This window comes from Burkholderia sp. AU27893, assembly GCF_002223205.1.
Taxonomy (GTDB): domain Bacteria; phylum Pseudomonadota; class Gammaproteobacteria; order Burkholderiales; family Burkholderiaceae; genus Burkholderia.
The window spans coordinates 2,189,021-2,214,169 of record NZ_NKFD01000001.1 but is presented as its reverse complement, the minus strand read 5'-3'; the positions used below and the strand labels follow the sequence as shown (position 1 = coordinate 2,214,169).

The window sequence follows — 25,149 nt, the reverse complement described above, 5'->3', positions numbered from 1 at the left end:
TGTCGGTGGCGCTCAGCTGCCGCTGCCGACTGCCATGTTTGGCAGTGTCGTGGCAGAATTGGCAGTCTGCCTGGCAGTTCGTCGGGTACCCCCTTCATCGAGCGTCCGCATGAATCCGCACGACACCATCCCGATCGTCCCCGCGCCGCGCCATGACGCCATGCCCGACGTGCGCGCGCTCGTCGCGTATCTCGAGCAGGATCCGCAGCCGATGATCGTCGTCGATCCCGACTACCGCATCCTCGCGGCGAACGATGCGTACCGGCGCCAGTTCGGCGTCGCGGGCGTCGAGCACGTGGGCCGGCACTGCTTCCAGGTCTCGCATCACTACGACGTGCCGTGCGACCAGGCGGGCGAGCATTGCCCGATGAAGCAGGCGCTCGAATCGCGCGGGCTGAACCGCGTGCTGCACATCCACCACACGCCGCGCGGCCCCGAGCATGTCGACGTCGAATTGCGGCCGATCTTCGATGCCGACGGCAACGTGATCGCCTATGTCGAGCGGCTGACGACGGTGCGCAGTGCATCCGCGCAGCCGAGCGCGGAAGGGCTCGTCGGCGGTGCCGACGCGTTCAACGCGGCGCTCGGCGCACTGCAGCGCGTCGCGCCCTCGATGCTGCCGGTGCTGCTGCTCGGCGAATCGGGCACCGGCAAGGAGCTGTTCGCGCGCGCGCTGCACGAGGCGAGCGACCGCGCGATGGGGCCGTTCGTCGTCGTCGATTGTTCGGGGATCGCCGAGACGCTGTTCGAGAGCGAGCTGTTCGGTTACGAGAAGGGCGCGTTCACGGGCGCGAACCAGCGCAAGCCGGGCCTCGTCGAAACCGCGCAGGGCGGCACGCTGTTTCTCGACGAGATCGGCGACGTGCCGCTGCCGATGCAGGTGAAGCTGCTGCGCCTGATCGAGTCGGGCACGTTCCGGCGCGTGGGCGGCGTCGAGGCGCTGCGCGCGGATTTCCGGCTGGTCGCGGCCACGCACAAGCCGCTGCGCGAGATGATCGACGACGGCCGGTTCCGGCAGGACCTCTACTACCGGATCAACGCGTTTCCGATTCCGTTGCCGGCGCTGCGCGAGCGGCGCGGGGACGTTGCGCTGCTGGCCGAGTCGATCCTGCGGCGGATCGCGAACACGCGCGCCAGCGCGGGCGACGCGGGGGCCCGGCCGTTCGTGCTGACCGAGCGCGCGCTCGCGTGTCTCGATGCGTATGCGTGGCCGGGCAACATCCGCGAGCTGCGCAACGTGCTCGAACGCGCGTGCCTGTTCGCGGACGACGGGACGATCCGCATCGAGCATCTGCCGGCCGAGCTGGTCGCCGCATCGGCGGCGCCGCAGGACCGCGCTGCCGATGTGCGCGGCGTGTCGGATGCAGAGCTCGTGCGTATTGCGCGCACGTTCGACGGCACGCGCAAGGCGCTCGCCGAGCAGGTCGGGATGAGCGAGCGGACGTTGTACCGGCGGATGAAGGCGCTCGGACTCGGGGCGCGCGAGCGCTGAGCGGGCGCATGCGACGGGTGGCTGGTAGTGGCAGGCGGCTTTGTCGATAATGGCGCGTTCGATCCCGATCCCACCTCCCACGTCGCCGATGAAGAGCCGCTTCCTTTCGCCTCACCTGTTTCTCGCAGCCATTGCGCTGTGCAACCTGGCGCAGGCCGCCGCCGAGTACACGTGGACCGACGCGGCCGGCGCGCATGCGGTGACGCTCACGAGAACCGAGTCCGGCGACGACGTCGAACTCAAGGTCGCCGCGACGCTCGACGGCCGGCCCGACTGGACCGTGCGTGACTACGTGAAGGCATGCCCGGTCGACGTGATTCTCGACGTCGTGCCGGCATCGATCGAAATGCGCGACCTGCTCGGCAACGGCCGCAAGCAGTTCCTGTTCGCGTACAGGATCGGTTGTCGCGGCGATGTGAGCGCCGACCAGGTCAAATACTTCCTGATCGACCAGGGCACGAAGTACGTGCTGCGCGGCGAGGAGACGGTCACGGTCAACGGCAAGTTCATGGACGGCGGTGCGGCGCCCGTGCCGAGTGCGGACCTGAAAGGCCAACCCGCGTTTCTGCGCTACATGACGAAGCATTGGCACGGGATCAGTGTGCGCGATTATCGGTAGGCATGCGCAGGGCGGCCGCAGCGGTGCGTTCCACCCGCGCCTGTCAGTGAAACGGGCGGCACGCGGAAAACCCGCCTGTCGCCCGCAACCTCATGCGCTCAACCTGCTCAACGCGCCGGCGCCAGCTGCGCCATCGCCTCCCGCACGAAGCCGAGCAACGTATCGTCGATCCACGAATCCTTCGTCAGCGACGGCTCGTTCATCATCGCGTGGCGGAATTTCGCATGCGTGGCCGGATCGTTGCCGGCATAGCTGCAGAACAGCGTGAGCCAGCGCTGCGCGAGCGCGCGGCCTTCCGGTGAATCCGGCCGGGCGCCCGCCTCGATCGCGTCGCGCACGTCGCCCATCAGTTGCGGCCACGCCATTGCGCTTTCACCGTAGTGCGCCCGCATGAAGCGGATCTCGTCCGGCGTGAGGTACTTCTCGAAGATCCGCATCTTGTTCTCCGACGACGCGCGCAGCACATAGTCGCGCAGCGCGGTCGAAATCCCGATCTTCGACTGCATCGCCGGTTCGTGTTCGTGCATCAGGTTCAGCTTCGCCAGCAGCCGCGGATCGTTGTTCGTGTCGCGCACGAGCAGCGCCATCCAGCGGCTGGCGAGCGCACGGGTGCGTTCGTCCTCGGCGGGCACGCCCGCGTCGTGCAGCGCGCGAACTTCATCGACGAGCGCGATCCATTCGGCGTCGCCCGTCTGGCTCTTCTGGTACATCGGCAGGCGTGCGAGTTCTTCCTCGGAAAAGTATTTGTCGTACACGGTCATCAACTCCAGTGTGGTGAGCCAATCGGCCAGCTCCGGCTCCGTGCCCGCGGCGAGCTGCGCATGCAGGTTCACGAGCCGCTCGCGCAGCTGCGCGGTCTGCGCGAGCTGACGGTCGAGCAGCGCGATCTGCTTCGCGACGATCTCGACGAGCGGCGTGTCGGGCTGGTTCAGGTGGTCGCCGATTTCGGCGAGCGACAGGCCGAAGCGACGCAGCGCCTGGATCTGGTGGAGCCGGGCGATGTCGTGGCGGTCGTACAGCCGGTAGCCGTTGTCGGCGCGCGCCGAAGGCGTCAGCAGACCGATCGCGTGATAGTGATGAAGCGTGCGGACGGTCAGTCCGCTGCGTTTCGCCAGTTCTCCCACTTTCAGTCGCATTCGTTCCTCCATTCGGGTCGCACACTGGAGTCTCGAACGTTACGCTACGTGAGGGTCAAGCGGAAGATCGGAAATCGGGTGCGCGGCGGGAATCCGCGCACCCGATCGCAGGGCCGGCTTATTGCGGCGAAGGCGGGGTGTCGGCGCCGGTGGCGCGCGCTTGCTGGCCGGTGGCGGAATCATCGGCCGCGTTGCCGGTCTTCCCGGACTGGCCGGCCTTGTCGACCGGCGGCGTGCCCATCGCCTGGTAAAGCCGCGCGGTGTCCGCGAACCGCGCGCCGGTCGCGCGGATCTCGTCGAGCCGTGCATTGCGATACTGCAGCTCGCTGGCGCGTGCGGCCGACGGCGGCAGCGCGCCGAGCCGCACGCGGGCCGCCGCGTCGTCGTACGCGCCGCGCGCGGACAGCGCGGCGCGGGACGACGCATCGAGCGCTTCCGCGTCGTGCTCGAGCGCGGCGAGCGAATCGGCGACGTTCTGGAATGCGCCGAGCACGGCCTGCTTGTACTGGTCGACGGCGGCCTCGTAGGTCGCCTTCGCCGCGCGGCGCTGCGCGAGCAGCGCGCCGCCATGGAAGATCGGCTGGCTCAGCGACGCGCCGACGTTCCAGATCGCGCCGGCGCCCGACAGCATCGTCGGCCAGCTGAAGCCGCCTTTACCCATCGCGGCCGACAGCGACAGCTGCGGGAACATCTGCGCGGTCGCGAGGCCCACTTCGGCCGCGGCCGCCTTCAGCCCCGCATCGGCCGCCTGGATGTCCGGGCGGCTTTGCAGCAGGTCCGACGGCACGACGACGGGCACCTGTTCGGGCAGGTGCAGGTCGGCGAGCGTGAGATCGGCCGGCGGCTGGTCAGGCGTGCGGCCGACCAGCACCGCGAGCGCGTGGCGGGCCGAGTCGCGCTGCTGGCGCAGCGCGGGCAGGCTCGCCGCGAACGTGTCGGCGCTTTGCCGCGCGTTCAGCGCGTCGCTGCGCGAGGCCGATCCGAGCGCGTAACGGCGTTCGGCATCGTGCGCCTGGTCGTTGGCGAGCGCGACGAGCCGCTCGGTCGTGTTGATCTGCGCATTCAGCACCGACACCGTGATCGATGCGGTGACGATGTTCGCGGCCAGCGCGCGCCGTGCGGAGTCGAGCTGGAACGCGCTGACGTCGACGCGGCGCGCCAGCGCGCGGTTCGCGAAACGCGACGCGCCGAACAGGTCGATCGTGTAGCTCGCCTGCAGTTGCCCGACGAACGAGTCGTACAGCAGCGTCGAGTCGCCGAGAGCCGGAATCGGCACGCCGAGCGCGCGCTGGCGCGACGCCTGGCCGCCCGCATCGATCGACGGCAGCATCGAGCTGCCGATCTGTGCGCGCAACTGTTCGCGCGCGGCATCGAGCGAGTGGGATGCCGCGCTCAACGTCGGGCTGTTGCGCAGCCCTTCGTCGACGAGCGCGTTCAGCGCGTCGGAGCGGTACTGCTTCCACCAGTCGGGCACCGGCTTCGCGCCGACCTCGAACTGCTGCGTGACGCCTTGCGCGGACACGGTCTGCTGCACTTGCGGCGTGGCGCCATAGTGCGCGGGCGACGGCATCGCGGGCGGCTCGCCGCTCGGCGCGAACCACGCGCAGCCCGCGAGCGGGCCGGCGAGGCTCGCCACCGCGATGGCCCGCGCGGCTTGGGTTTTCAGGTTCATCGATCGATCCATGGTCATGCTCCCGACGGCGCGGCAGGCGTGCCGCCAGGCGGCGGGCCGTCCTGCGGGTCGCGTTCGTCGTGCTTCACGCGGAACCACGTCGCATACAGCGCGGGCAGGTAGAACAGCGTCAGCACGGTTGCACTCGTGATGCCGCCCATCAGCGCGGTCGCCATCGGCCCGAAGAAGTTCGAGCGCAGCAGCGGGATCAGCGCGAGCACGGCGGCCGCGGCCGTCAGCGTGATCGGGCGGAAGCGCCGCACGGTCGCGCCGATGATCGCGTCGATACGGCGGTGGCCGGCTGCGATGTCCTGCTCGATCTGGTCGACGAGGATCACCGAGTTGCGCATGATGATCCCGAACATCGCGATCACGCCGAGCATCGCGACGAAGCCGAACGGCTGGCCGAACAGCAGCAGCGTCGCGACCACGCCGATCAGCCCGAGCGGCGCGGTCAGCACGACCATCAGCACGCGCGAGAAGCTCTGCAGCTGGATCATCAGCAGCGTGAACACGGCGATCGCCATCAGCGGCATCTGCGCATTGATCGACTTCTGCGCCTTCGCGCTTTCCTCGACCGAGCCGCCGATGTTGATCTGATAGCCGACCGGAAGTTGCGCGCGCAACGTGTTCAGCTTCGCGTCGACCGCGTGGGTGACGTCGATGCCCTGCGCGCCGGCGCGCACGTCCGATTGCACGGTGATGGTCGGCTGGCGGTCGCGCTCCCACACGACGCCGTATTCGAGCGTCGGCTTGAAGCGGCCGAGCGAGCCGAGCGGCACGGGGCCGTTCGGGGTCGGCAGCGCGAGGCCGGCGAGCTTGCCCGGATCGACACGATCCGCCCGCGGCGCGCGCAGGTCGACCGCGATCAGCTTGTCGCGCTCGCGGTACTGCGTGACGGTCGTGCCGGACAGCGTCATCGCGAGGAAGCTCGACACGTCCTGCGACGTGACGTTCAGCTCGCGGGCCTTCTTCTGGTCGATCTCGAAGCGCACCGAGCGCTCGGCCGGCTCGTCCCAGTCGAACTGCACGTTGACCGTGCGCGCGTCGCCGCGCATCGTCGCCGCGACCTTCTCGGCGATCGAGCGCACCGTCGCGATGCTGTCGCCGCTCACGCGGAACTGCACCGGATAGCCGACCGGCGGGCCGTTCTCGAGCCGCGACAGCCGCGAACGCACGGCCGGGAACTGCTCGCGCAACGTGGTTTCGAGCCAGGTCGCGAGCTTCTCGCGGTCCTTCACCGATTTCGCTGTGATCACGAACTGCGCGAAGTTCGGCAGCTGAAGCTGCTGGTCGAGCGGCAGGTAGAAGCGCGGCGCGCCGCTGCCGACGAAGTTCACCGAATGATCGATCTCGGGGCGCTTGTCGATCGCTTTCTCGAGCCGTTCGGTCTCGCGCAGCGTCGCCGCGAACGACGCGCCTTCGGGCAGCCGCAGGTCGACCAGCAGCTCGGGGCGATCGGAGCTCGGGAAGAACTGCTGCGGCACGAGCGTGAAGCCCATCAGCGCGACGACGAAGAGCGCGCCGGTGATCAGCAGCACGACGAAGCGCCGTTCGATGCACCAGTCGATCCAGCCGCGCAGCCGCCGGTAGAACCGCGTGTCGTAGATGTCGTGCTCGTGGTCGTCGGGCAGGTGCGCTTCATGTGCCTGCCGCTTGCGCTCGGGCAGCAGGTGGAAGCCGAGCAGCGGGATCAGCACGACCGCCGCGAACCACGATGCGATCAGCGCGATCGCCGACACCTCGAAGATCGAGCGCGTGTATTCGCCGGTGCTCGATTTCGCGAGCGCGATCGGCAGGAAGCCCGACACGGTGACGAGCGTGCCCGTCAGCATCGGGAACGCGGTGCTCGTATAGGCGAACGCGGCGGCGCGGGCACGGCTGTAGCCCTGTTCGAGCTTCACGGCCATCATCTCGACCGCGATGATCGCGTCGTCGACGAGCAGCCCGAGCGCGAGCACGAGCGTGCCGAGCGACACCTTGTGCAGCCCGATGTCGAACAGGTACATGAAGAGGGCGGTGACCGCGAGCACGACCGGAATCGAGATCACGACCACCATCCCGGTGCGCAGGCCGAGCGACACGAGGCTCACGACCAGCACGATCGCGACGGCTTCCGCGACGGCTTCGAGGAAGTCGTCGACCGAATGCGCGACCGCGTGCGGCATGCTCGATACCAGCGTCAGCTTGAGGCCGGCCGGCAGCTGCGCCTGCAGGTCCTTCGATTCCGCGTCGAGCGCCTTGCCGAGCCGGATCACGTCGCCGCCCGGCTGCATCGTGACGCCGATGCCGAGCACCGCGTGGCCGCCGGCGCGCATCTGCGTGACGGCCGGATCGTCGTAGCCGCGCTTCACGGTCGCGAGATCGCCGAGCCGGAACGTGCGGCCGTTGATGCGGATCAGCGTGTCGGCGATCGCGTCGACGTTGTCGAACTGGCCGCTCGGCCGCACGAACACGCGATCGTCGGCGGTCGTCAGCGTGCCGGCCGACGAGATGTCGTTCTGCGCGTTGATCGCCTGCCCGAGCTGCTGCGGCGAGATGCCGAGGCGCGTGAGCTGCGCGTTGTTCACCTCGATGAAGATCCGCTGGTCGGGGTCGCCGAAATAGTCGACCTTGCCGACACCCGGCACGCGCAGCAGCACGGTGCGCAGCTGGTCGGCGTAATCGTGGAGCTGCGCGGGCGTGAAGCCGTCGCCTTCGAGCGTCCAGATGTTGGTGTAGACGTCGCCGAATTCGTCGTTGAAGAACGGACCCTGCACGCCGGGCGGCAGCGTATAGCCGATGTCGCCGACCTTCTTGCGGATCTGGTACCAGGTTTGCGGCACGTCCTTCACCGGCGCCGAATCCTTCATCGTGAAGAAGATCAGCGATTCGCCGGGGCGCGAGTAGCTGCGCAGGAAGTCGATGGCGGGCGTTTCCTGCAGCTTGCGGCCGATCCGGTCGGTGACCTGTTCCTGCACCTGCCGCGCGGTCGCGCCGGGCCAGAACGTGCGGATCACCATCACGCGGAACGTGAACGGCGGGTCTTCGGACTGCGCGAGGCGGGTGTAGGCAAGCATGCCCGCGAGCGTCGCGAGCGCGATCAGGTAGACGACCAGCGCCTGGTGGCGCAGCGCCCACGCCGACAGGTTGAAGCGGCCTTCTTCGTAGGAAACGCTCACGATGCGAAGTCCTCCGGATGCAGCGGCGCGATCGCGCGGACCTTCTCGCCCGCGCTGACCGTGTGCACGCCCTGCAGCACGACGCGCTCGCCGGGTTGCAGCCCGTGCGACACCGTGACCGTGCGCTCGTTGAAGCGCGCGACGTCGACGCGGCGCAGCTCGAGCGTGTCGTCCTTCGTGCGCACGACCCACACGGCCGGTTGCGGGCCGTCGTGGAACAGCGCGGTCGCGGGCAGCGTGATCGACTGCGCGTCGCCGGCGGCCGGTGCGCCGTCGAACGCGACGCTGGCCGTCATCCCGAGCCGGATCGCCGGGTCGGGCGCGGCGAGCGTGAGCTTCACGCGGTACGTGCGGCTTTGCGGATCGGCGGCCGGTGCGATTTCGCGCACCTTCGCGGCGAACGGGCGGCCCGGCAGCGACGGCAGCGTGACGGTGGCCGCGTGGCCCGGCGTGAGCGATGCCAGCGCGGCCTCGGGTAGGTCGCTGACGACGTCGACGTCGCCGGACCATGCGAGCTGGTAGACGGCCTGGCCGGCCGACACGTTCTGGCCGGTGTCGGCCTGTTCGGCGGTGATATAGCCCGCGTGATCGGCGACGAGCGTCGCGTAGCGGAGCTGGTTCTTCGCGAGCGCGAGCTGCTGCTGCGCCTGCTCGCGCTGCGCGAGCGCCGACGTGTAGCTGTTCTCGGTCTGCTCGAGCTGCGCGGTCGCGATCAGGTTCTCGCGCGCCTGCGCGCGATCGCGGTCGAGCTGCTGCTTCGCGAACGCGAGGCTGTGCGTTGCGGCATCGAGTTGCGCCTGCGCGCTCGCGGCGTTCTTCTCGACATCGGACGGATCGAGCAGCGCGACGACCTGGCCGACCTTGACCGTATCGCCGAGGCGCACCTTGCGCTCGATGATCTTGCCGGCGATGCGGAACGACAGCGGGGTGGCGTAGCGCGGCTGGATTTCGCCGGGGAGCGTGCGGGCGACGGCAGCGTCGTCGGCATGAGCGGGCAGCGCGACGACGGGGCGCGGGGCGGGCGGCGCGGAGTCTTTCGGATGACAGGCGGCGACGACGAGCGCGGCGCCGACCAGCAGCGCGACGCGGGAACCGGAGCGATTCACGAAACCCCCAGATGAGGTGAGAGCGAGAGCGGAACGAAGCCGGCAAGCGCGGCGGGCGCTTGCCCCGAGCGGCGTCGGCACGGGCGTGCGGACACCTTCTTTCAGAAACTGTGGCGAATTCTAATACACACCTGTATCTGAATGCAAAGATGAATCCGTAAGGGAAAGGGTGCTAGACTGCGCGCCATGAAACCTCAGCGCTTAACTCGCGAGCAGAGCAGGGACCAGACGCGTGAACGTCTGCTGATTGCCGCGCACGGTATTTTTCTGAAGAAAGGTTTTGTCGCCGCGAGCGTCGAAGACATCGCGGCCGCGGCCGGCTATACGCGCGGCGCGTTCTACTCGAATTTCCGCAGCAAGTCCGATCTGCTGCTGGCGTTGCTGGAGCGCGATCACGCGGAAGTGCAGGCCGACTTCCAGGCGATCTTCGACGGGGGCGGCACGCGCGAGCAGATGGAGTCGATGTCGCTCGCGTATTACCGGACGCTGTTTCAGGACGACGAATATTCGCTGCTGTGGGGCGAGGCGAAGCTGCAGGCCGCGCGCGACGCGAAATTCCGCGTGCGCTTCAACCAGTTCCTGCATGGCAAGCGCCTGCAGATGGCCGAGTTCATCCGGCGCTTCTCCGAGCGCGCGGGCACGCCGCTGCTGCTGCCGGCGGAGACGCTGGCGTTCGGGCTGATGTGTCTGTGCGATGGCGTGCAGTCGTACTACACGGCCGATCCGCAGCACGTGTCGGCCGAGGCGGCCGAGTCGGTGCTGGCAGGGTTCTTCGCGCGCGTGGTGCTCGGCCGCGCACCGGACTGAGCCGCCCCGGCCCCGGCCTCGAGCCCCCTTCGTCACGCTGCCGGCCGCGAACCGACCGGTCAGCGTTCGCCGGTCATTCGCCGGTACGCATCGAGCAGCGACGTCTTGTAGACGACCCCGGCGAGCGTCGGCTCGGCTTCGCTTTCGATCACCGGCAGGCGTTCGCCCTGGAACGCCATGAAGCGTTCGAGCGCGGTGGCGAGCGGCATGTCGGGCGTGAGCAGCGGAAACGGCGTGTGCACATAGTGCGCGGCCGTCTTGTCGGCCGTGTCGCGCTTGTCGAGCAGGTCCGACGTGATGTCCTTCAGCGCGACCGCGCCGCGAAAGCGCCCGGCGTCGTCGGTCACGTACAGATACTTCACCGGATATTCGAGGAACACGCGCGTCATGTCGGCGACGCTCGCGGTGAGCGGCACGACCGTCTGCGCGGGCTGGATCAGTTCGCGCATCTGCGTGGTGCGGATCCGGCTGCGTTCCTCGGCATCCTGGTGGTGGTGCAGCGTGATCTCGTACATCGACGTCGTGCCGGTCGCGCGCGCGACGAAGTACGCGAATACGCAGGACACCAGCAGCGGCAGCACGACCTGGTAGCTGAGCGTCATCTCGAAGATCATCAGGATCGCCATCAGCGGCGCCTGCGTGGCGCCCGTCAGGAACGCACCCATGCCGACGATCGCGTACGCGAAGTACGCGGACGTATGGCCGGGCCATACGGCTTGCATCGCGAGCCCGAACAGCGAGCCGAACACCGCGCCGACGAACAGCGTCGGCGTGAACACCCCGCCGATCGCGCCGGAGCCGACGGTGGCGGAGGTCGCGATCACCTTGAACACGAGCACCGCGACGAGTGCCTGCCAGGTCCACGGCGAGTGGAGGATGAGGTTCACCACGCTGTAGCCGTTGCCCCACACGTCCGGCACCCACACCGAGATCACGCCGACGACGAGGCCGCCGAGCGCGAGCCGCACGGGCAGCGGCACGAGCAGCCGCTTGAACTGGTTCTTCGACGCATCGAGCAGGTGCAGGAACTGCGGCGCGAGCACGCCGCACAGCGCGCCGAGCACGACGAACAGCAGCACTTCGGGGCCGGTGACGGCCGGGAACACCGGCATCTCGTACGGCGGCCGGTAGCCGGCGAATTCGCGCATCACGATGTTCGCGACGACCGACGAGACGATCATCGGCCCGAGACTTTCCATCGCGATGCCGCCGAGCACGATCTCCGACACGAAGAAGGCGCCGGCGATCGGCGCGTTGTACGCGGACGTGATGCCGGCGGCCGCCCCGCAGGCGACCAGCAGGCGCAGGCGCGGCGGGTCGAAGTGCACGAAGCGGCCGACGAGCGACGCGGCGAGCGCCGCGAGCTGCACCATCGGGCCTTCGCGGCCGATCGAGCCGCCGCTGCCGATCGTCAGCAGCGACGACACGCTGCGCCACAGGCTCTGGCGAACCGGCACGATGCCGTTGCCGAGCGCGACCGATTCCATGTAGTCGGTCTTGGCGGCCTGTTTGGCGCCGCGGGTGGCGAGCAGCAGCACGCAGCCGGCGAGGAAGCCGCCCGCGGCCGGCATCCAGAACCGCACGTACCAGGGCAGGCGCTTGGCCATCTGCACGAAGCTGCCGCTTTGCCCGGAGATCAGGTGCTGCATCAGGTCGATGCCTTCGCGGAACGCCATCGTGGCAAAGGCGCCGCCGACGCCGACGATGGCCGACCAGATCAGCATCGTATGGGCGTCCGACAGGCGGAACAGCGTTTGAGCGCGAGTGCGCAGCTTCAGCAGGAACGAGAGCACGGCTGAAAGAGGGCGATGGAAAACGACGCGAAGCATAGCACTGCGCCGCGCCCGCGGGACCTTCCCGTCGGGCGCGGCGCGCGAAGCGTCACGGGCGGGCAACTCAGCCAAGCCAGTGCTGCACGGCCCAGGTGATCCCGTAGCCGCCGGCGATCAGCCACACGTACAGGATCAGGCCGGTCATCAGCGCCCGGGGGCCGGCTGCGCGGATCTGCGCGACGCGGGTTTCGATGCCGAGCGCGGTCATGGCCATCGTCAGCGCGAAGGTGTCGAGCACGTTCAGCGTGTGGGTGACGTCGGTGGGCAGCACGTTCAGCGAATTGACGATCACGAAGCCGAGGAAACCGAGCGCGAACCAGGGCACGGCCACCTTGCGCTTGCCGTGCGCGCCGCTGGCGGTCGCACGTGCCGAGCGGGCCAGCCACGCGCCGAGCACCAGCAGCACCGGGACCAGCAGCATCACGCGGGTCATCTTGACGATCGTCGCGACGTGCGCGACCTGCGGGCTGATGTCGCTCGCGGCGCCGACCACCTGCGCGACCTCGTGGATCGTGCCGCCGAAGAACAGGCCCAGGCCGGCCGGATCGAGGTTCAGCAGCCCGGCGTGATACGCGATCGGGTACAGGAACATCGACAGCGTGCCGAACAGCACGACGCTGCCCACGGCCATCGCGCTCTGGTGCGGCTTCGACTGCAGCGTCGATTCGAACGCGAGCACGGCGGCCGCGCCGCAGATCGCGCTGCCGGCGGCGGTCAGCAGCGCGGAATCGCGGTCGAGCTTCATGATCCTCATGCCGGCCCAGGTGCCGATCACGAGCGTGCTGACCACCACCAGCACCGACACCGTCAGGCCCGGCAGTCCGACCTGCGCGATTTCCTGCAGGCTCACGCGCAACCCGAAGAACGCGACCGCGATGCGCAGCAGCTTGCGCGCGGAGAAATTGACGCCGGCTGCCCAGCTGGCCGGCATGCCGTCGCGCAGCGCGTTGCCGTACAACGCGCCTGCGACGATGCCGACGATCAGCGGCGACAGGCCGAGCCCCGCGATCGCGGGAAGCTGGGACAGGCTCGTGACGGCGGCGGCGAACAGCGCGACGAACAGCACGCCGTTCAACTGGCCGCGCATCGACGGCGCGGCGGGGCTGAGATGGGGACTCGGAGCAGTGGACATGGAAGCACCGTGATGGAGCGTGTGGCGATGGTGTAATCCTAATTTCGTTATATCGATATGAAAAATTGTGATTTGTGACGTAAACTATCCGGAAAGCCGATAATTTATCCCCATGACCCCGGATCAACTGATAACGTTCGCCGCCGTCGCCGAGCACCTGAACATCAGCCACGCCGCCGTGGCGCTGCATCTGTCGCAGCCGGCCGTGTCGGGCCAGTTGCGGCTGCTGCAGGACGAATTCGGCGAGCCGCTGTACCAGCGCGAAGGCCGCGGTATCCGCCTGACTCCGGTCGGCGAGCAGCTCGCGCAGTACGCGAAGGCGCAGCGCGACACCTTCGCGCAGGCGCGTGCGTTTCGTGACGCGGTACGCGGCCTCGAGGCCGGCACGCTGCGCATCGGCGCGAGTACGACGCCCGCGAGTTACCTGTTGCCGTACCTGATCGCGGCGTTCCAGCCGCGTGCGCCGCGCGTGGCGATCCAGACGATGAGCGGCAACACGGCCGACGTCGTCGCGGCGTTGCCGTCGCTCGATATCGCGATGATCGAAGGGCCGCCCGGCGAGGCGCTGCCGCCGGGCACCGCGGTGCACGCGTGGCGCGAGGACGAGATCGTGGCGATCGTGCCGACCGGCCATCCGCTGGCCGCTCCGGACTATGCTTCGGGGGTCACGCTCGACGCGCTGGCCGCCCATCCGCTCGTGCTGCGCGAGGCGGGCTCCGCCGTGCGGCAACTCGTCGAGCGCGCGTTTGCGCAAGGCGCGGCGCCGATGCGCGTCGCGTTCGAGATCGCGGGCGTCGAGGCCGTGAAGGAAGCCGTGCGGGCCGGGATGGGCGTCGGGTTCGTATCGGCGATGTCGCTGCGTCACGACGATGCCGCGCTCGTCCTGCGCTCGCTCGCGCCCAAGCCGCTCACCCGTCACTTTTCCATCCTCGTGCCGCACGGCGGTGCGCCGTCGCGGGTCGCCGCCCAATTTCTCGAAATGAGCCTCGTGCACGACCTCGCCTGAGCGCCCGAACCCGGCCCGGGAACGCGCGTTGCGCGCCGTCGGGCGCGCGTTTGAGCGGTGCACCGTCTTAGGGATTTCCTCTATGGCGTGGGTCCGAAGCGAGGCGCACCATCCGTCTCAAGCAAATGGAACCGGTTCCATTCCGGTGAAAAAGGGCAACATGACAGACATCGTGATCGTGGCGAGCGCATTCGGAATGGACCGCGTGCGTCAGGAGGGCCACAGCGCATTCATCGCGACCGCGGCGGCAGCGGGTGCGACCGGCTTCGAGGTGCGGCGCGAGCTGTTCGCGTCGGAAGAGGCGGCCGCGCCTGGCGCGCTGGCCGTGCTCGGCGCGCAACTGGCCAGCCACGGTCTGTGGTCGGTCTTCTCGACGCCGGCCAACCTGTACACGGAAACGGGCGCACTCGATGCGGACGCATTGCGCAGCGCGCTCGCGGAAGCCGACGCGCTCGGCGCGCGCTTCGTGAAATTCCAGCTCGGCGGCTTCGCCGGCGACGCGCACGCAGCCGAGATCGTCGCGCTGTCGCGCGGCGCGCGGGCCCGCGTGGTGGTCGAGAACGGCCAGCTTCCGGTCGGCGGCGCGCTCGCGCAGTTCCGCGGGCTGTTCGACGCACTGGCCGCGGCGGGCGTGCCCGATGCGCTCGGGATGACCTTCGACATCGGCAACTGGCAGTGGCCGGGCGAAGCGCCGCTTGATTGCGCGCAAGTGCTCGCGCCGCACGTGGAATACATTCACTGCAAGGCAGTCGCGGGCGAGGGCGCGCGCCGTTTCGCCACCGCGCCGGCCCCGAACGATCCGCTCGTGACCGGCGTGCTCGCGGTGCTGCCGCAACATGCGCCGCGCGGCATCGAGTTCCCGTTCGACGCGGCCGACCTGGCGGGCGATGCATGCCGGCGCGTTGCATGGCTCGCCACGGCGTGACGGCGGCAGGATCCTGGAGAGTTCATTCATGAAAGCAGCACTCGATGTGGTGACCTACGGCGAAGCGATGGCGATGTTCGTCGCGACCGAGCCCGGCCATCTCGCGCACGCGACGCAGTTCACGAAGCGGGTCGCGGGCGCCGACCTGAACGTTGCAATCGGTTTGTCGCGGCTCGGTTTCCGGGTCGGCTGGATGAGCCGTGTCGGCCGCGATTCGTTCGGCGGTTACGTGCTCGACACGCTGGCGCGCGAGGGCATCGACGCGTCGTGCGTGAGCGTCGATCCGCGTTACCCGACCGGCTTCCAGCTCAAGTCGCGCAACGACGACGGCAGCGACCCGACCGTCGAATATTTCCGCAAGGGCTCGGCCGCGAGCCACCTGTCGTGCGACGACTACGTGGCCGACTACGTGCTCGGCGCGCGCCACCTGCACCTGACGGGTGTTGCGCCTGCGATCTCCGCGACATCGTGCGAGCTCGCGTTCAAGCTCGCGCGCGAAATGCGCGCAGCCGGCAAGACGATCTCGTTCGACCCGAACCTGCGCCCGACGCTGTGGCCGTCGGCCGACGTGATGGCGAAGACGCTGAACGCGCTCGCGTCGCTCGCGGACTGGGTGCTGCCGGGCATCGCCGAAGGGCGGCAACTGACCGGGCACGACACGCCGGCCGACATCGCGGGCTTCTATCTTGCACAGGGCGCGCGCGGTGTCGTGATCAAGCTCGGTGCCGAAGGCGCGTACTACCGGACGGCTGACGGCCGTGACGGAACCGTGGTGGGCGAGCGCGTGCAGAATGTCGTCGACACGGTCGGCGCCGGCGACGGCTTCGCGGTCGGCGTGGTCAGCGCGCTGCTGGAAGGCAAGACGGTCGAGCAGGCGGTGGCGCGCGGCAACCGGATCGGTGCGCTCGCGATCCAGGTGATCGGCGACTCGGAAGGACTGCCGACCCGCGCCGCGCTCGATCGATTCGAAAACGTCAGCAATCGCACCGATCGCTTAGAGGAAACCTTCACCGCGCAATGAGAGGCCGGACACGGCACAATCCGCGGACTCATTTAGTCGTGCATGCGCACGACAAGGTATGGGATCAGAGTAAGCGCTAAAGCGCTAACTTTGATCGACCGCGAAGCATGGGACCAGAGTAAGCGCTAAAGCGCTAACTCTGATCGACCGCGAAGCATGGGATCCACGTAAGCGCTAAAGCGCTAACGTGGATCGACACAGGAGACATTCTGATGGCCAACACACTCGCTGCCCGCCGCTGGTGGACGATCATGCCGATCGTCTTCATCACGTACAGCCTCGCCTACCTCGACCGCGCGAACTACGGGTTCGCGGCCGCGGCCGGCATCAACCAGGACCTCGGGATCAGCAAGGGCCTGTCGTCGCTGATCGGCGCGCTGTTCTTCCTCGGCTACTTCTTCTTCCAGATTCCCGGCGCAATCTACGCGGAACGCCGCAGCGTGAAGAAGCTCGTGTTCGTCAGCCTGATCCTGTGGGGCGCGTGCGCGGCACTCACGGGCGTGGTCAGCAACATCCCGTCGCTGATGGCGATCCGCTTCGTGCTCGGCGTCGTCGAGGCGGCCGTGATGCCGGCGATGCTGATCTACATCAGCAACTGGTTCACGAAGAACGAACGCTCGCGCGCGAACACGTTCCTGATCCTCGGCAACCCGGTCACCGTGCTGTGGATGTCGATCGTGTCGGGCTATCTCGTGCACGAATTCGGCTGGCGCCACATGTTCATCGCCGAAGGCGTGCCGGCCGTCCTCTGGGCCGTGTGCTGGTGGTTCCTCGTGCAGGACAAACCGGCCGATTCGCCGTGGCTCAACGCGCAGGAAAAGCGCGACCTCGACGCCGCACTCGCGGCCGAGCAGGCAGCGATCAAGCCCGTGCGCAACTATGGCGAAGCGTTCCGCTCGCCGGCCGTGATCAAGCTGTGCGCCCAGTATTTCTGCTGGAGCATCGGCGTGTACGGCTTCGTGCTGTGGCTGCCGTCGATTGTCAAGAACGGCTCCGACCTCGGGATGGTCGCGACCGGCTGGTTGTCGGCGCTGCCGTATCTCGCCGCGACGATCGCGATGATTGCCGCGTCGTGGGCGTCCGACAAGGTCGGCTCCCGCCGCGGTTTCGTGTGGCCGTTCCTGCTGATCGGCGCGGCTGCGTTCGCCGCATCGTATGCACTCGGCTCGTCGCACTTCTGGATCTCGTATGCGCTGCTGGTCGTGGCAGGCGCCGCGATGTACGCGCCGTACGGCCCGTTCTTCGCGATCGTGCCGGAACTGCTGCCGAAGAACGTCGCCGGCGGCGCGATGGCGCTGATCAACAGCATGGGCGCGCTCGGCTCGTTCGTCGGCTCGTACTTCGTCGGCTACCTGAACGGGGCGACCGGCTCGCCCGTCGCGTCGTATGCGTTCATGAGCGCCGCGCTCGTCGCCGCGGTGATCCTCACGCTGTCCGTCAAACCCCAGGCGCGCGATACGCATCCGCTCGCGACGCCGCTGCAAGGAAAATGAATCCGATGAAGCCCCGTATCGTCGCGTACAAGCCGCTGCCCGATGACGTTCTCGCGTACCTGCGCGAGCATGCGGACGTCGTGCAGGCCGACGGCGCCGCCGCCCTTGCCGATGCGCTCGGCGACGCGGACGGCGCGATCGGAGCGAGCCTGAAGGTCACGCCGGAAATGCTCGACCGCGCACCGCGGCTAAAGGCATGGTCGACGATCTCGGTGGGCTACGACAACTTCGACGTCGCGGATCTCACGCGGCGCGGGATCGTGCTCGCGCATACGCCGGACGTGCTGACCGAATCGACCGCCGATACGGTGTTCTCGCTGATCCTCGCGTCCGCGCGACGCGTGGTCGAGCTGGCCGAGTGGGTGAAGGCCGGCCACTGGCATCGCAGCATCGGCCCCGACCTGTACGGCACCGACGTGCAGGGCAAGACGCTCGGCATCGTCGGACTCGGGCGGATCGGCGGCGCGGTCGCGCGCCGCGCGGCGCTCGGCTTCCGGATGCAGGTGCTGTACGCGAACCGCTCCGCGCATGCGCAAGCCGAGTCACAGTACGGCGCGCGGCGCGTCACGCTCGACGAACTGCTCGCGCAATCGGATTTCGTGTGCCTGCAGGTGCCGCTGTCGCCGGAAACGCACCACCTGATCGGTGCGGCCGAATTCGCGAAGATGAAGCGCGGTGCGATCCTGATCAACGCGTCGCGCGGGCCGGTAGTCGACGAGGCCGCGCTGATCGATGCGCTGCGCGCGGGCACGATCCGCGGCGCGGGGCTCGACGTGTTCGAGAAGGAGCCGCTGGCGGCGGATTCGCCGCTGCTGCAGATGAAGAACGTCGTCGCGCTGCCGCATATCGGCTCGGCGACGCACGAGACGCGCCATGCGATGGCGCGCTGCGCCGCGGAGAACCTGGTCGGCGCGCTGGCCGGCACGCTGCGCACGAATCTCGTCAATCCGGACGCGCTCGCACGCGCTTGAGCCGCGGCGGTAGCGGGGCGACCCCGGCCGCCCCCCGGCCGGCGGGGCGCCGGCTTCGTTAGAGTCGATGGTCTTGGTGCCGGAGGGCTGGCTGCGTTATGATCCCCGCGCGTCGTCTCGACGGCCCGGCAATGCTGCCGGCGGCGTTTCGCGACGGGTATCCGCGCCAGGTCCGGTGCGGCCGACTGCTGTTGCAGGTGACCGGGATGGATGCCGACGCGCCGGTGCCGATCATCGCGAAGCAGGGGATCGGCGCAAGCGCTGAAGGGGCTAACGCTGACCGACCGCGAAGCATGGGACTCGCGTAAGCGCTGAAGCGCTAACGCTGGTCGACCGCGAAGCATGGGGTCAGCGTAAGCGCTAAAGCGCTAACGCTGACCGACCGCGAAGCATGGGGTCAGCGTAAGCGCTAAAGCGCTAACGCTGACCGACAGGGAGATTCCACCGGGTGGCTTACGTTTCCAACAACAAAGGTCCGTCTGCTCACGAAGCGGCGCGGATCGTACGTCGCGAGGCACGACAGTGACCGATTCGCAACCAACCACGACGCGTCCGGCGACGATCAGCGATGTCGCGCGCGAGGCCGGCACCGGCAAGACCAGTGTGTCGCGCTACCTGAACGGCGAGACGCACGTGCTGTCCACCGATCTGCGCCAGCGTATCGAAGCGGCGATCGCGCGGCTCAATTACCGGCCGAACCAGATGGCGCGCGGGCTCAAGCGCGGCCGCAACCGCCTGCTCGGCATGCTCGCGGCCGACCTGACCAATCCCTATACCGTCGAAGTGCTGCAGGGCGTCGAGGCCGCATGCCACGCGCTCGGCTACATGCCGCTGATCTGCCATGCGGCAAACGAAGTCGAGATGGAGCGCCGTTTCCTGCAGCTGCTCACGACCTACCGCGTCGAAGGGCTGATCGTCAACGCGCTCGGCGCCGACGAGGACGTGCTGCGCCCGCTGCGCGGCGCCGGCATCCCGGCCGTGCTGGTCGACCGCACGGTCGAAGGCTTCGAGGCCGACCTGATCGGCCTCGACAACGCCGACGCGATCGAGACGGCACTCGCGCACCTGGTCGCACACGGCTTCGACGCGATCCATTTCGTCGTGCAGCCGTTCGAGCGCGTCAGCTCGCGGCGCCTGCGCGAGGCCGCGTTCCGCACCGCACTGGCGGCGCGCGGGCTGACGGTGCCGTCGACGGTCGTGCTCGACCTGGACGCGCCCGACGCGGTCACGGCGGCGCTGGCCGACATCGATGCCCGCATCGACGACGCGGCACGGCGCGGCGTGCGCGCGGCGCTGTTCGCCGCGAACGCGCCGGTCGCACTCGCGATCGCGCGCCACCTGCGCGCGCGTTTCGGCACCGCATGGCAGCAGCGGGCGGCGCTGCTGTCGATCGACGATCCGGAATGGGCCGAGCTGATCGGGATCACGACGATCCGCCAGCCGACCTACGAAATCGGCTACAAGGCCGTCGAATTCGTGCACGAGCGGATCGACGGCGCGGCGGGCGACGTACGCGTCTCGCTGTTGCCGGGCGAGCTGGTTGCGCGCGCGTCGACCGCAAGCTGAGTATCATTCGGGGCACGCAGCGCGTCAGGTGCGCTGCCCCGAACAAGGAAATACATGACTGTCGCTCCCGTCACGCTGGCGGTGCTGATCGCCGCCACGCTGATCATCGCGCTCCTGCCGCTCGTCCTCTACCGCATCCTGCGCAAGCCGCTGGCGCTGAACCGCCGCGACACGATCGTCGGCGTGGCCGTCTTCACGTTGTTCGCGATGATCCTCGAACGCGCGTTTCACGGGCTCGTGCTGAGCCAGACGCCGCCGGACGGCTGGCTCACGCAGCCGCTCGCGTTCGTCGCGTACAGCGCGCTCGCGACCGCCGTATTCGAGGAAGTCGGCCGCTATCTCGGGATGCGTTTCCTGAATCGCCGCTACGGCCCGTCGCCGGCCGGCGACAGCCGCGGAATCGGCTACGGGATCGGTCACGGTGGCGCCGAAGCATGGTTCGTCGGCGTACTCGTATGGGGCCAGTGGTCGTATCTCGCGTGGCTCGCGAGCCGCGGCCAGCTCGAGACGCAGCTCGCCGACCTGCCGGGCGATACCGTCGTGCGGCTGCACGTGATGCTTGCGACGCTGTCGGCGCAGTCGATGCTGCTGTTGCTGCTCGAACGCTGCGCGGCATTCGTGCTGCAGCTCGCGCTGTCGGTGCTGGTCTGGCGCGGCGTGCGCGCCGGCCGCGCGAGCGTGTTGCCGCTCGCGATCGTGCTGCACGCGCTCGCGGCCGCGCCGGCGTTGCTGTACCAGGTGCGCGTGTTGCCGGCCGGCGGGGTCGAGGCCGCGTATTTCGTGCTCGCCGCGATCCTGGTCGTCGTGCTGGTGAAGGCATGCCGGCCGTCGCAATCGGCAGCCTGACGGGAGAGACGGGATGGATGACTATCTGATCGAATGCCAGAGCGCGGAATTCGACGCGCTCGCACGCGTGATCTGCGATCTCTTTCCGGAGCAGACGCGTTTCGCCGAAAGCAGCGACGCACGCGGGCGGTTCCTGTCCGTGCAGTGGCTCGCGATGCGTTTCGGCTCGGCGCCGAAGCGGATGACGCTCGATATCCGCATCGTGCCGGCCGCGCTCGCGCGCTACCTGGCGCTCAAGCCGATGCAACGGGCGCGCAGCCATGCGGTGCTGCATGCGTACACGGAAGCGATGCTCGGGTCGCTCGAGGAGCGTCACGCGGCCGGCGAGGCCGTCGAGCGCGACGCGGAACTCGTACTCGACGAAGACTTTGCGTGACCGTTCGCGCCGGCGCCATGCCGGCGCGCTGCATTACGCGTCGCGGTAGACCTGCGCGAAGCGCTGCGCCTGCACGACACCGTAGTCGCCGGGCGCGTACTGCATCACCCAGTCGCCGGCGACGCCGCGCAGCGTGTCGCCGTTTTCCGAGCGGGCGATCGTGAACGGCTCGTCCATCCGGCGGGCGAGCACGACGGCCGGCCGGTTCCGGTAGGCGCCCGGTTCGCCGTGTGCGAGTGCCGGATCGGCGGGCAGGTATTTGGCGTCGAAGCGCGCGCGCGACACGACCCAGCGGTCGCCGGTCGAGCCCGTGATCAGCGCGTCGCCCGCCGCATAGCGGTTCGGGCCTTCGAGGCTCATCAGTTCGCCGTCGGCCTGCGCGAAGGTAACGGCGACGGTTTCGTCCTTGACGACGCGACGGGCCTGCGGATCGGTACGCAGGTCGAGGTGCTTGAGTTCGAGCATGGCGGGGAAGGGCGGGAAAGCGGTAAAAGCCGGGAGCTTATCCCGAATCCGGCGCGCCGTGTGACGCGCCGGTCGCCTGGAGGGGCGCTGCGCCGTCCGGCCCGGACGGGCGGTACGGCGCCGGCAGGGCGGGCGTCAGGGTTGCGCGGGTGCGCTGGCGGCCGGCGCGGCTGCCGCCTTGCCATCCGTGCCCTTCGTCTTGCCCTTGCCGCGATGCTCGCCGCCGTGGCGCAGCCAGCTGCGGAACGTCGTGTCGGCCAGCGCCTTCTGGTCGGCCGGGAAGCTCTCGTAGAGCGGTGCGAAGGCATCGGCGAGCTTCTTCGCGCCGTCGGCGTTCGCCTGCGACAGTTCCGCGTACTGCTTCATGTCGTCGAGTGCGGAAACGTCGTGCTTCGCCATCCGTTCGCGATAGAGGCGGCCCATCGTGTCGCCGTTGTCGCGCATCGTGTCCGCGAACGTCTTCCATTGCGGTTCCTGCGCCGACGTGATCTTCAGCTGGTCGTGCAGGTACTTGATGCGCTGCTCGACGCGCGCTTCGTGGCGTGCCGCGCGCTGCTCGGCGCTCGGGGCCGACGCCGCGGCGGTCGTTGCGGGGGCCTGGACGGGCGCCTGCGGCTGCGCCGGGGTTTGCGCGAACGCGCCGGCTGCAACGGCGAGCGTAGCGAGGGTGAGCGAGATTTTCTTCATGGTTGGCTCTCCGGGGTGGTGTCTTGCGAGCGGGCGCGGCGGCAACTGCCGCAAGCGCGCTTCTCGCGTCGCCAGCTATTAGTAGCACGTTGAATGCGGTGCAGCAGCGAATGCGACACTTGCTTACATCCGATACGAATCGAAATTGAAAGGATCCGGCCGGATCGTGGCGGCGCCGTTTGGGCGGGCCGGCGTTCGGCGCTATCATCGCGTCACCTTCCACTCAGCCGGCGCGTCGTGCCCCGGCCCAGCCTCATGCGTCCACCCCGCCTCGACCAACTCGACGATCTCGACCGGCAACTGGTCGCGCTGCTGCAGGCCGATGCGCGCGCCAGTGTCGCGGATCTCGCGCGCCAGCTCGACGTCGCGCGCACGACGGTCGTCGCCCGCATCGCGCGGCTCGAACGCACCAACGTGATCGCCGGCTACAGCGTCCGGCTCGGGCAGGACGTGCTCGATGCAAGCATTTATGCGTACGTCGGCATCATCCTCACGCCGAAGTTCGGCAAGGACGTGCTGCGCAAGCTCGACCGGATGCCCGAGGTGCAGCTGCTGTGCGCGGTGAGCGGCGAGTACGACTACGTCGCGTGGCTGCGCGCCGATTCGCCCGAACGGCTCAACGACCTGCTCGACCAGATCGGCACGCTCGAAGGCGTCGAACGCACGACGACGTCGATCATCCTGTCGCGCAAGATCGATCGCGGGACCATCGGCGGCTGACGCTCAGGCGCGGCCTGCGTCGCGTCGTGCGTGTGGCGCCGGGGTATCGGCCCGGCTGCCGGCCTGCGCCGCGCCGGGCGGCCGCACGAGCGGAATCCGCACCGAGATGCGCAACCCGCGCGCTTCCGTTTCATCCGCATAGGCGAGCGCGATGTCGGCACACATCCGGTCCGCGACGATCTTCACGATCGACAAGCCGAGCCCGGAGCCGATCTGCGCATTGCCGGGCACCCGGTAGAACGGGTCGAACACACGTTCGCGTTCGTGCGGCGCGATGCCCGGCCCGGTGTCGGCGATCGTCACGCACACGTGCGTGTCCGTGCGTTGCGTCGACAGGTCCACGCGTCCGCCTGGCGGCGTGTAGCGGATGGCGTTGTCGACCAGGTTCATCACGAGCGACACGAGTTCGAGCTCGTCGACGGGCACGTGCGTGTCCGGGCCGCCCTCGATGCCGATGTCGAGGGTTTTCGCGTCGGCGAGCGGCATCAGGTCTTCCAGCACACGCCGATAGATCGCATGGACGGACACGTCGCCGGGCGGCGCGGCCGGCGCGCTTTGCGCCCGCGCGAGCGCGAGCAGCTGCCCGACCAGGTGGCCGCTGCGGTCGAGCCCGCCGCGCAGCGCGGCGAGCCGTGCGCGCGCATCGTCCGGCAGGTCGGCCTCGGCGAGGCGCTCGGCCTGCAGCGACATCGCGGTGAGCGGCGAGCGCAGTTCGTGTGCGGCGTCGGCGACGAAGCGGCGCTGCGCGGCGACCGACTGCGCGACGCGCGCCAGCATGCGGTTGATCGCGACGACGAACGGCCGCACCTCGACCGGCACGCGCTCGGCCGGCACCGGGCGCAGGTCGTGCTCGTCGCGGGCGTCGATGCCGGCGGACAGCGCGGCCACCGGGCGGAACAGCTTGCGCACGAGATCGGCGACGAGCAGCAGCAGGATCGGGACGAGGATCAGCAGCGGCAACGCGGTGCGCCACGCGCTTTCGCGAGCGACATCGTCGCGCACGCCGGCTTCCTGCGCGACCGCGATGCGCTCGCCGTTCGCGAAGGTTCGAACCATCACGCGATACGTGCTGCCGCCGGCATCGACCGTATGCAGCCCGTCGGCGAGCGTCGGCGCCAGCGCGAGCCGCGGCGTGCCGTCGCTGCCCGGCTGCGGTGCACTGCCGAGCGGCTGCACGAACACGCGCGACAGCTCGTCGCTTTCGCGCGCGGGCCCGGTGCCGTCGGCATGGAGCGACGACGCGTGCTCGCGGTCGAGCAGCGTCGCGACCTCGCGCAGCACGTCGTCCTGCAGTTCGTGTGCTTCGTCGAACGCCGATGAAAACGCGAACGCGGCCGCGGCCGTCGCGACGACCAGGATCGCGGCCGACAGCGCGACCGACAGCCGGAAGCCGATCGACTCGCTCAGGCGCTTCTTGAAACCATCCATCCCGCACCCCTGACGTTCTTGATCACGGTACTGCCGAGCTTGCGGCGCAGCGAATGGATCAGGAATTCGACCGCATTGCTTTCGACTTCCTCGCCCCAGCCGTACAGGCGATCCTCGAGCTCGCGCCGCGACAGGATCGCGCCCGGGCGCACCAGCAACGCGCGCAGCAGCGCGAACTCGCGATTCGACAGCGGCACCGGCGCGTGCCCGTCGACGGCGGCCTCGCGCGTCGCCGGGTCGAGCGACACGATCCCGTTGCTCAACAGCGGCGCGGCCGAACCGGCCCGGCGCCGGATCGCGACGCGAATCCGTGCGAGCAGCTCGGCCATCTCGAACGGCTTCACGATGTAGTCGTCGGCACCGCCGTCGAGGCCGGCCAGCCGATCGTCGAGCCCGTCGCGGGCGGTGACGATCAGCAGCGGCGCGCTGGCGTCCTTCGCGCGGATGGCGGCCAGCACGTCGAGCCCGTCGCGGCCGGGCAGGCCGAGATCGAGCAGGACCAGGTCGTAGGGCTGCGCGGCGAACGCGGTCAACGCGCGCACGCCGTCGGTGACCCAGTCGGTGGCGTACGACGCGTCCTTCAGCGCGGCATGGACGGCCTCGCCGATCATCGGGTCGTCTTCGACGAGCAGTATTCGCATGCGTGTTCTCCGTGCGGCGCAAACGCCGCCAGCGTATGCGATTCCCG

22 protein-coding genes are annotated in these 25,149 nt (G+C 69.0%); 12 read left to right on the top strand and 10 right to left on the bottom strand.

Annotation, left to right across the window (positions count from 1 at the left end):
• Positions 1–109: 109 nt before the first annotated feature.
• Entirely contained in the window at positions 110–1,492 is a 1,383-nt protein-coding gene (locus CFB47_RS10450) for a sigma-54-dependent Fis family transcriptional regulator (protein WP_089461124.1), read from the top strand.
• Positions 1,493–1,580: 88 nt separating this feature from the next.
• On the top strand, positions 1,581–2,111 hold the full coding sequence (locus CFB47_RS10445) for a M949_RS01915 family surface polysaccharide biosynthesis protein (protein WP_089461123.1): 531 nt from the start codon (positions 1,581–1,583) through the stop codon (positions 2,109–2,111).
• A 107-nt stretch (positions 2,112–2,218) separates the two neighbouring features.
• Here CFB47_RS10445 and CFB47_RS10440 read toward each other — a convergent pair whose 3' ends face one another.
• The 4 genes from CFB47_RS10440 to CFB47_RS10425 all read right to left on the bottom strand — a co-directional run bounded on the left by CFB47_RS10440 (position 2,219) and on the right by CFB47_RS10425 (position 9,186).
• Positions 2,219–3,247, bottom strand: coding sequence for a MerR family transcriptional regulator (locus tag CFB47_RS10440; protein WP_089461122.1), 1,029 nt, complete (start codon positions 3,245–3,247; stop codon positions 2,219–2,221).
• Between the two features lie 118 nt (positions 3,248–3,365).
• On the bottom strand, positions 3,366–4,931 hold the full coding sequence (locus CFB47_RS10435) for an efflux transporter outer membrane subunit (RefSeq protein ID WP_089461121.1): 1,566 nt from the start codon (positions 4,929–4,931) through the stop codon (positions 3,366–3,368).
• A gap of 2 nt (positions 4,932–4,933) precedes the next feature.
• Positions 4,934–8,080 (bottom strand): efflux RND transporter permease subunit, encoded by a 3,147-nt coding sequence (locus CFB47_RS10430; RefSeq protein WP_089461120.1) that lies wholly within the window; start codon positions 8,078–8,080, stop codon positions 4,934–4,936.
• Positions 8,077–9,186: an efflux RND transporter periplasmic adaptor subunit gene (locus tag CFB47_RS10425; protein ID WP_089461119.1), complete on the bottom strand. Its 1,110-nt coding sequence runs from the start codon at positions 9,184–9,186 to the stop codon at positions 8,077–8,079. The genes CFB47_RS10430 and CFB47_RS10425 overlap by 4 nt, the downstream gene beginning before the upstream one ends.
• 186 nt (positions 9,187–9,372) lie before the next feature.
• Here CFB47_RS10425 and CFB47_RS10420 point away from each other — a divergent pair, with 186 nt between their 5' ends.
• Complete coding sequence (locus CFB47_RS10420; protein ID WP_089461118.1) at positions 9,373–9,993, top strand: TetR/AcrR family transcriptional regulator; 621 nt, start codon at positions 9,373–9,375, stop codon at positions 9,991–9,993.
• A gap of 59 nt (positions 9,994–10,052) precedes the next feature.
• Here the strand turns inward: CFB47_RS10420 and CFB47_RS10415 are convergent, their stop codons facing one another.
• The gene (locus tag CFB47_RS10415; protein ID WP_218829425.1) at positions 10,053–11,786 is read right to left on the bottom strand and encodes a ClcB-like voltage-gated chloride channel protein; all 1,734 of its coding nucleotides are present in this window, start codon (positions 11,784–11,786) and stop codon (positions 10,053–10,055) included.
• A gap of 103 nt (positions 11,787–11,889) precedes the next feature.
• Positions 11,890–12,957, bottom strand: coding sequence for a YeiH family protein (locus CFB47_RS10405; protein WP_089461116.1), 1,068 nt, complete (start codon positions 12,955–12,957; stop codon positions 11,890–11,892).
• 112 nt (positions 12,958–13,069) lie between these two features.
• On the opposite strand from CFB47_RS10405, the gene CFB47_RS10400 reads away from it, so the two are divergent.
• The 8 genes from CFB47_RS10400 (at position 13,070) to CFB47_RS10360 (ending at position 21,161) form a co-directional block, all read left to right on the top strand.
• Positions 13,070–13,963 (top strand): LysR family transcriptional regulator, encoded by an 894-nt coding sequence (locus CFB47_RS10400; RefSeq protein WP_089461115.1) that lies wholly within the window; start codon positions 13,070–13,072, stop codon positions 13,961–13,963.
• Between the two features lie 160 nt (positions 13,964–14,123).
• Positions 14,124–14,888, top strand: coding sequence for a sugar phosphate isomerase/epimerase (locus CFB47_RS10395; RefSeq protein ID WP_089456275.1), 765 nt, complete (start codon positions 14,124–14,126; stop codon positions 14,886–14,888).
• A gap of 28 nt (positions 14,889–14,916) precedes the next feature.
• Positions 14,917–15,909 (top strand): sugar kinase, encoded by a 993-nt coding sequence (locus CFB47_RS10390; RefSeq protein ID WP_089440168.1) that lies wholly within the window; start codon positions 14,917–14,919, stop codon positions 15,907–15,909.
• A gap of 212 nt (positions 15,910–16,121) precedes the next feature.
• Positions 16,122–17,402, top strand: coding sequence for an MFS transporter (locus CFB47_RS10385; RefSeq protein WP_046545793.1), 1,281 nt, complete (start codon positions 16,122–16,124; stop codon positions 17,400–17,402).
• A gap of 5 nt (positions 17,403–17,407) precedes the next feature.
• The gene (locus CFB47_RS10380) at positions 17,408–18,373 is read left to right on the top strand and encodes a D-glycerate dehydrogenase (RefSeq protein WP_089456611.1); all 966 of its coding nucleotides are present in this window, start codon (positions 17,408–17,410) and stop codon (positions 18,371–18,373) included.
• Positions 18,374–18,895: 522 nt separating this feature from the next.
• Positions 18,896–19,939 carry a LacI family DNA-binding transcriptional regulator gene (locus tag CFB47_RS10370; RefSeq protein ID WP_089440166.1) on the top strand — a complete coding sequence of 348 codons (1,044 nt, stop codon included), beginning with the start codon at positions 18,896–18,898 and terminating at the stop codon, positions 19,937–19,939.
• Positions 19,940–19,993: 54 nt separating this feature from the next.
• The gene (locus CFB47_RS10365) at positions 19,994–20,785 is read left to right on the top strand and encodes a YhfC family intramembrane metalloprotease (protein WP_089461113.1); all 792 of its coding nucleotides are present in this window, start codon (positions 19,994–19,996) and stop codon (positions 20,783–20,785) included.
• A gap of 13 nt (positions 20,786–20,798) precedes the next feature.
• Complete coding sequence (locus CFB47_RS10360) at positions 20,799–21,161, top strand: DUF3022 domain-containing protein (RefSeq protein ID WP_047850836.1); 363 nt, start codon at positions 20,799–20,801, stop codon at positions 21,159–21,161.
• Positions 21,162–21,194: 33 nt separating this feature from the next.
• On the opposite strand, the gene CFB47_RS10355 is transcribed toward CFB47_RS10360, so the two are convergent.
• Both CFB47_RS10355 and CFB47_RS10350 read right to left on the bottom strand, forming a co-directional pair.
• A complete protein-coding gene (locus tag CFB47_RS10355; RefSeq protein ID WP_089461112.1) occupies positions 21,195–21,626 on the bottom strand; it encodes a PGDYG domain-containing protein in 432 nt (143 codons plus the stop codon).
• 135 nt (positions 21,627–21,761) lie between these two features.
• A complete protein-coding gene (locus CFB47_RS10350; RefSeq protein ID WP_089461111.1) occupies positions 21,762–22,313 on the bottom strand; it encodes a Spy/CpxP family protein refolding chaperone in 552 nt (183 codons plus the stop codon).
• 255 nt (positions 22,314–22,568) lie between these two features.
• Between CFB47_RS10350 and CFB47_RS10345 the strand changes: the two genes are divergently transcribed.
• Positions 22,569–23,033 (top strand): Lrp/AsnC family transcriptional regulator, encoded by a 465-nt coding sequence (locus CFB47_RS10345; RefSeq protein ID WP_006481526.1) that lies wholly within the window; start codon positions 22,569–22,571, stop codon positions 23,031–23,033.
• 3 nt (positions 23,034–23,036) lie between these two features.
• On the opposite strand, the gene CFB47_RS10340 is transcribed toward CFB47_RS10345, so the two are convergent.
• The gene (locus CFB47_RS10340; RefSeq protein ID WP_089461110.1) at positions 23,037–24,461 is read right to left on the bottom strand and encodes a HAMP domain-containing sensor histidine kinase; all 1,425 of its coding nucleotides are present in this window, start codon (positions 24,459–24,461) and stop codon (positions 23,037–23,039) included.
• A complete protein-coding gene (locus tag CFB47_RS10335) occupies positions 24,437–25,102 on the bottom strand; it encodes a response regulator transcription factor (RefSeq protein WP_089440160.1) in 666 nt (221 codons plus the stop codon). Before CFB47_RS10335 ends, CFB47_RS10340 begins: the two co-directional genes overlap by 25 nt.
• Positions 25,103–25,149: the final 47 nt, after the last annotated feature.

Bases quoted from the DNA above. Each gene is read 5' to 3' on its own strand.
- CFB47_RS10450 (WP_089461124.1), top strand. From the start codon at position 110: ATGAATCCGCACGACACCATCCCGATCGTCCCCGCGCCGCGCCATGAC.
- CFB47_RS10445 (WP_089461123.1), top strand. From the start codon at position 1,581: ATGAAGAGCCGCTTCCTTTCGCCTCACCTGTTTCTCGCAGCCATTGCG.
- CFB47_RS10440 (WP_089461122.1), bottom strand. From the start codon at position 3,247: ATGCGACTGAAAGTGGGAGAACTGGCGAAACGCAGCGGACTGACCGTC.
- CFB47_RS10435 (WP_089461121.1), bottom strand. From the start codon at position 4,931: ATGGATCGATCGATGAACCTGAAAACCCAAGCCGCGCGGGCCATCGCG.
- CFB47_RS10420 (WP_089461118.1), top strand. From the start codon at position 9,373: ATGAAACCTCAGCGCTTAACTCGCGAGCAGAGCAGGGACCAGACGCGT.
- CFB47_RS10405 (WP_089461116.1), bottom strand. From the start codon at position 12,957: ATGTCCACTGCTCCGAGTCCCCATCTCAGCCCCGCCGCGCCGTCGATG.
- CFB47_RS10400 (WP_089461115.1), top strand. From the start codon at position 13,070: ATGACCCCGGATCAACTGATAACGTTCGCCGCCGTCGCCGAGCACCTG.
- CFB47_RS10395 (WP_089456275.1), top strand. From the start codon at position 14,124: ATGACAGACATCGTGATCGTGGCGAGCGCATTCGGAATGGACCGCGTG.
- CFB47_RS10390 (WP_089440168.1), top strand. From the start codon at position 14,917: ATGAAAGCAGCACTCGATGTGGTGACCTACGGCGAAGCGATGGCGATG.
- CFB47_RS10385 (WP_046545793.1), top strand. From the start codon at position 16,122: ATGGCCAACACACTCGCTGCCCGCCGCTGGTGGACGATCATGCCGATC.
- CFB47_RS10380 (WP_089456611.1), top strand. From the start codon at position 17,408: ATGAAGCCCCGTATCGTCGCGTACAAGCCGCTGCCCGATGACGTTCTC.
- CFB47_RS10365 (WP_089461113.1), top strand. From the start codon at position 19,994: ATGACTGTCGCTCCCGTCACGCTGGCGGTGCTGATCGCCGCCACGCTG.
- CFB47_RS10360 (WP_047850836.1), top strand. From the start codon at position 20,799: ATGGATGACTATCTGATCGAATGCCAGAGCGCGGAATTCGACGCGCTC.
- CFB47_RS10355 (WP_089461112.1), bottom strand. From the start codon at position 21,626: ATGCTCGAACTCAAGCACCTCGACCTGCGTACCGATCCGCAGGCCCGT.
- CFB47_RS10350 (WP_089461111.1), bottom strand. From the start codon at position 22,313: ATGAAGAAAATCTCGCTCACCCTCGCTACGCTCGCCGTTGCAGCCGGC.
- CFB47_RS10345 (WP_006481526.1), top strand. From the start codon at position 22,569: ATGCGTCCACCCCGCCTCGACCAACTCGACGATCTCGACCGGCAACTG.
- CFB47_RS10340 (WP_089461110.1), bottom strand. From the start codon at position 24,461: ATGGATGGTTTCAAGAAGCGCCTGAGCGAGTCGATCGGCTTCCGGCTG.
- CFB47_RS10335 (WP_089440160.1), bottom strand. From the start codon at position 25,102: ATGCGAATACTGCTCGTCGAAGACGACCCGATGATCGGCGAGGCCGTC.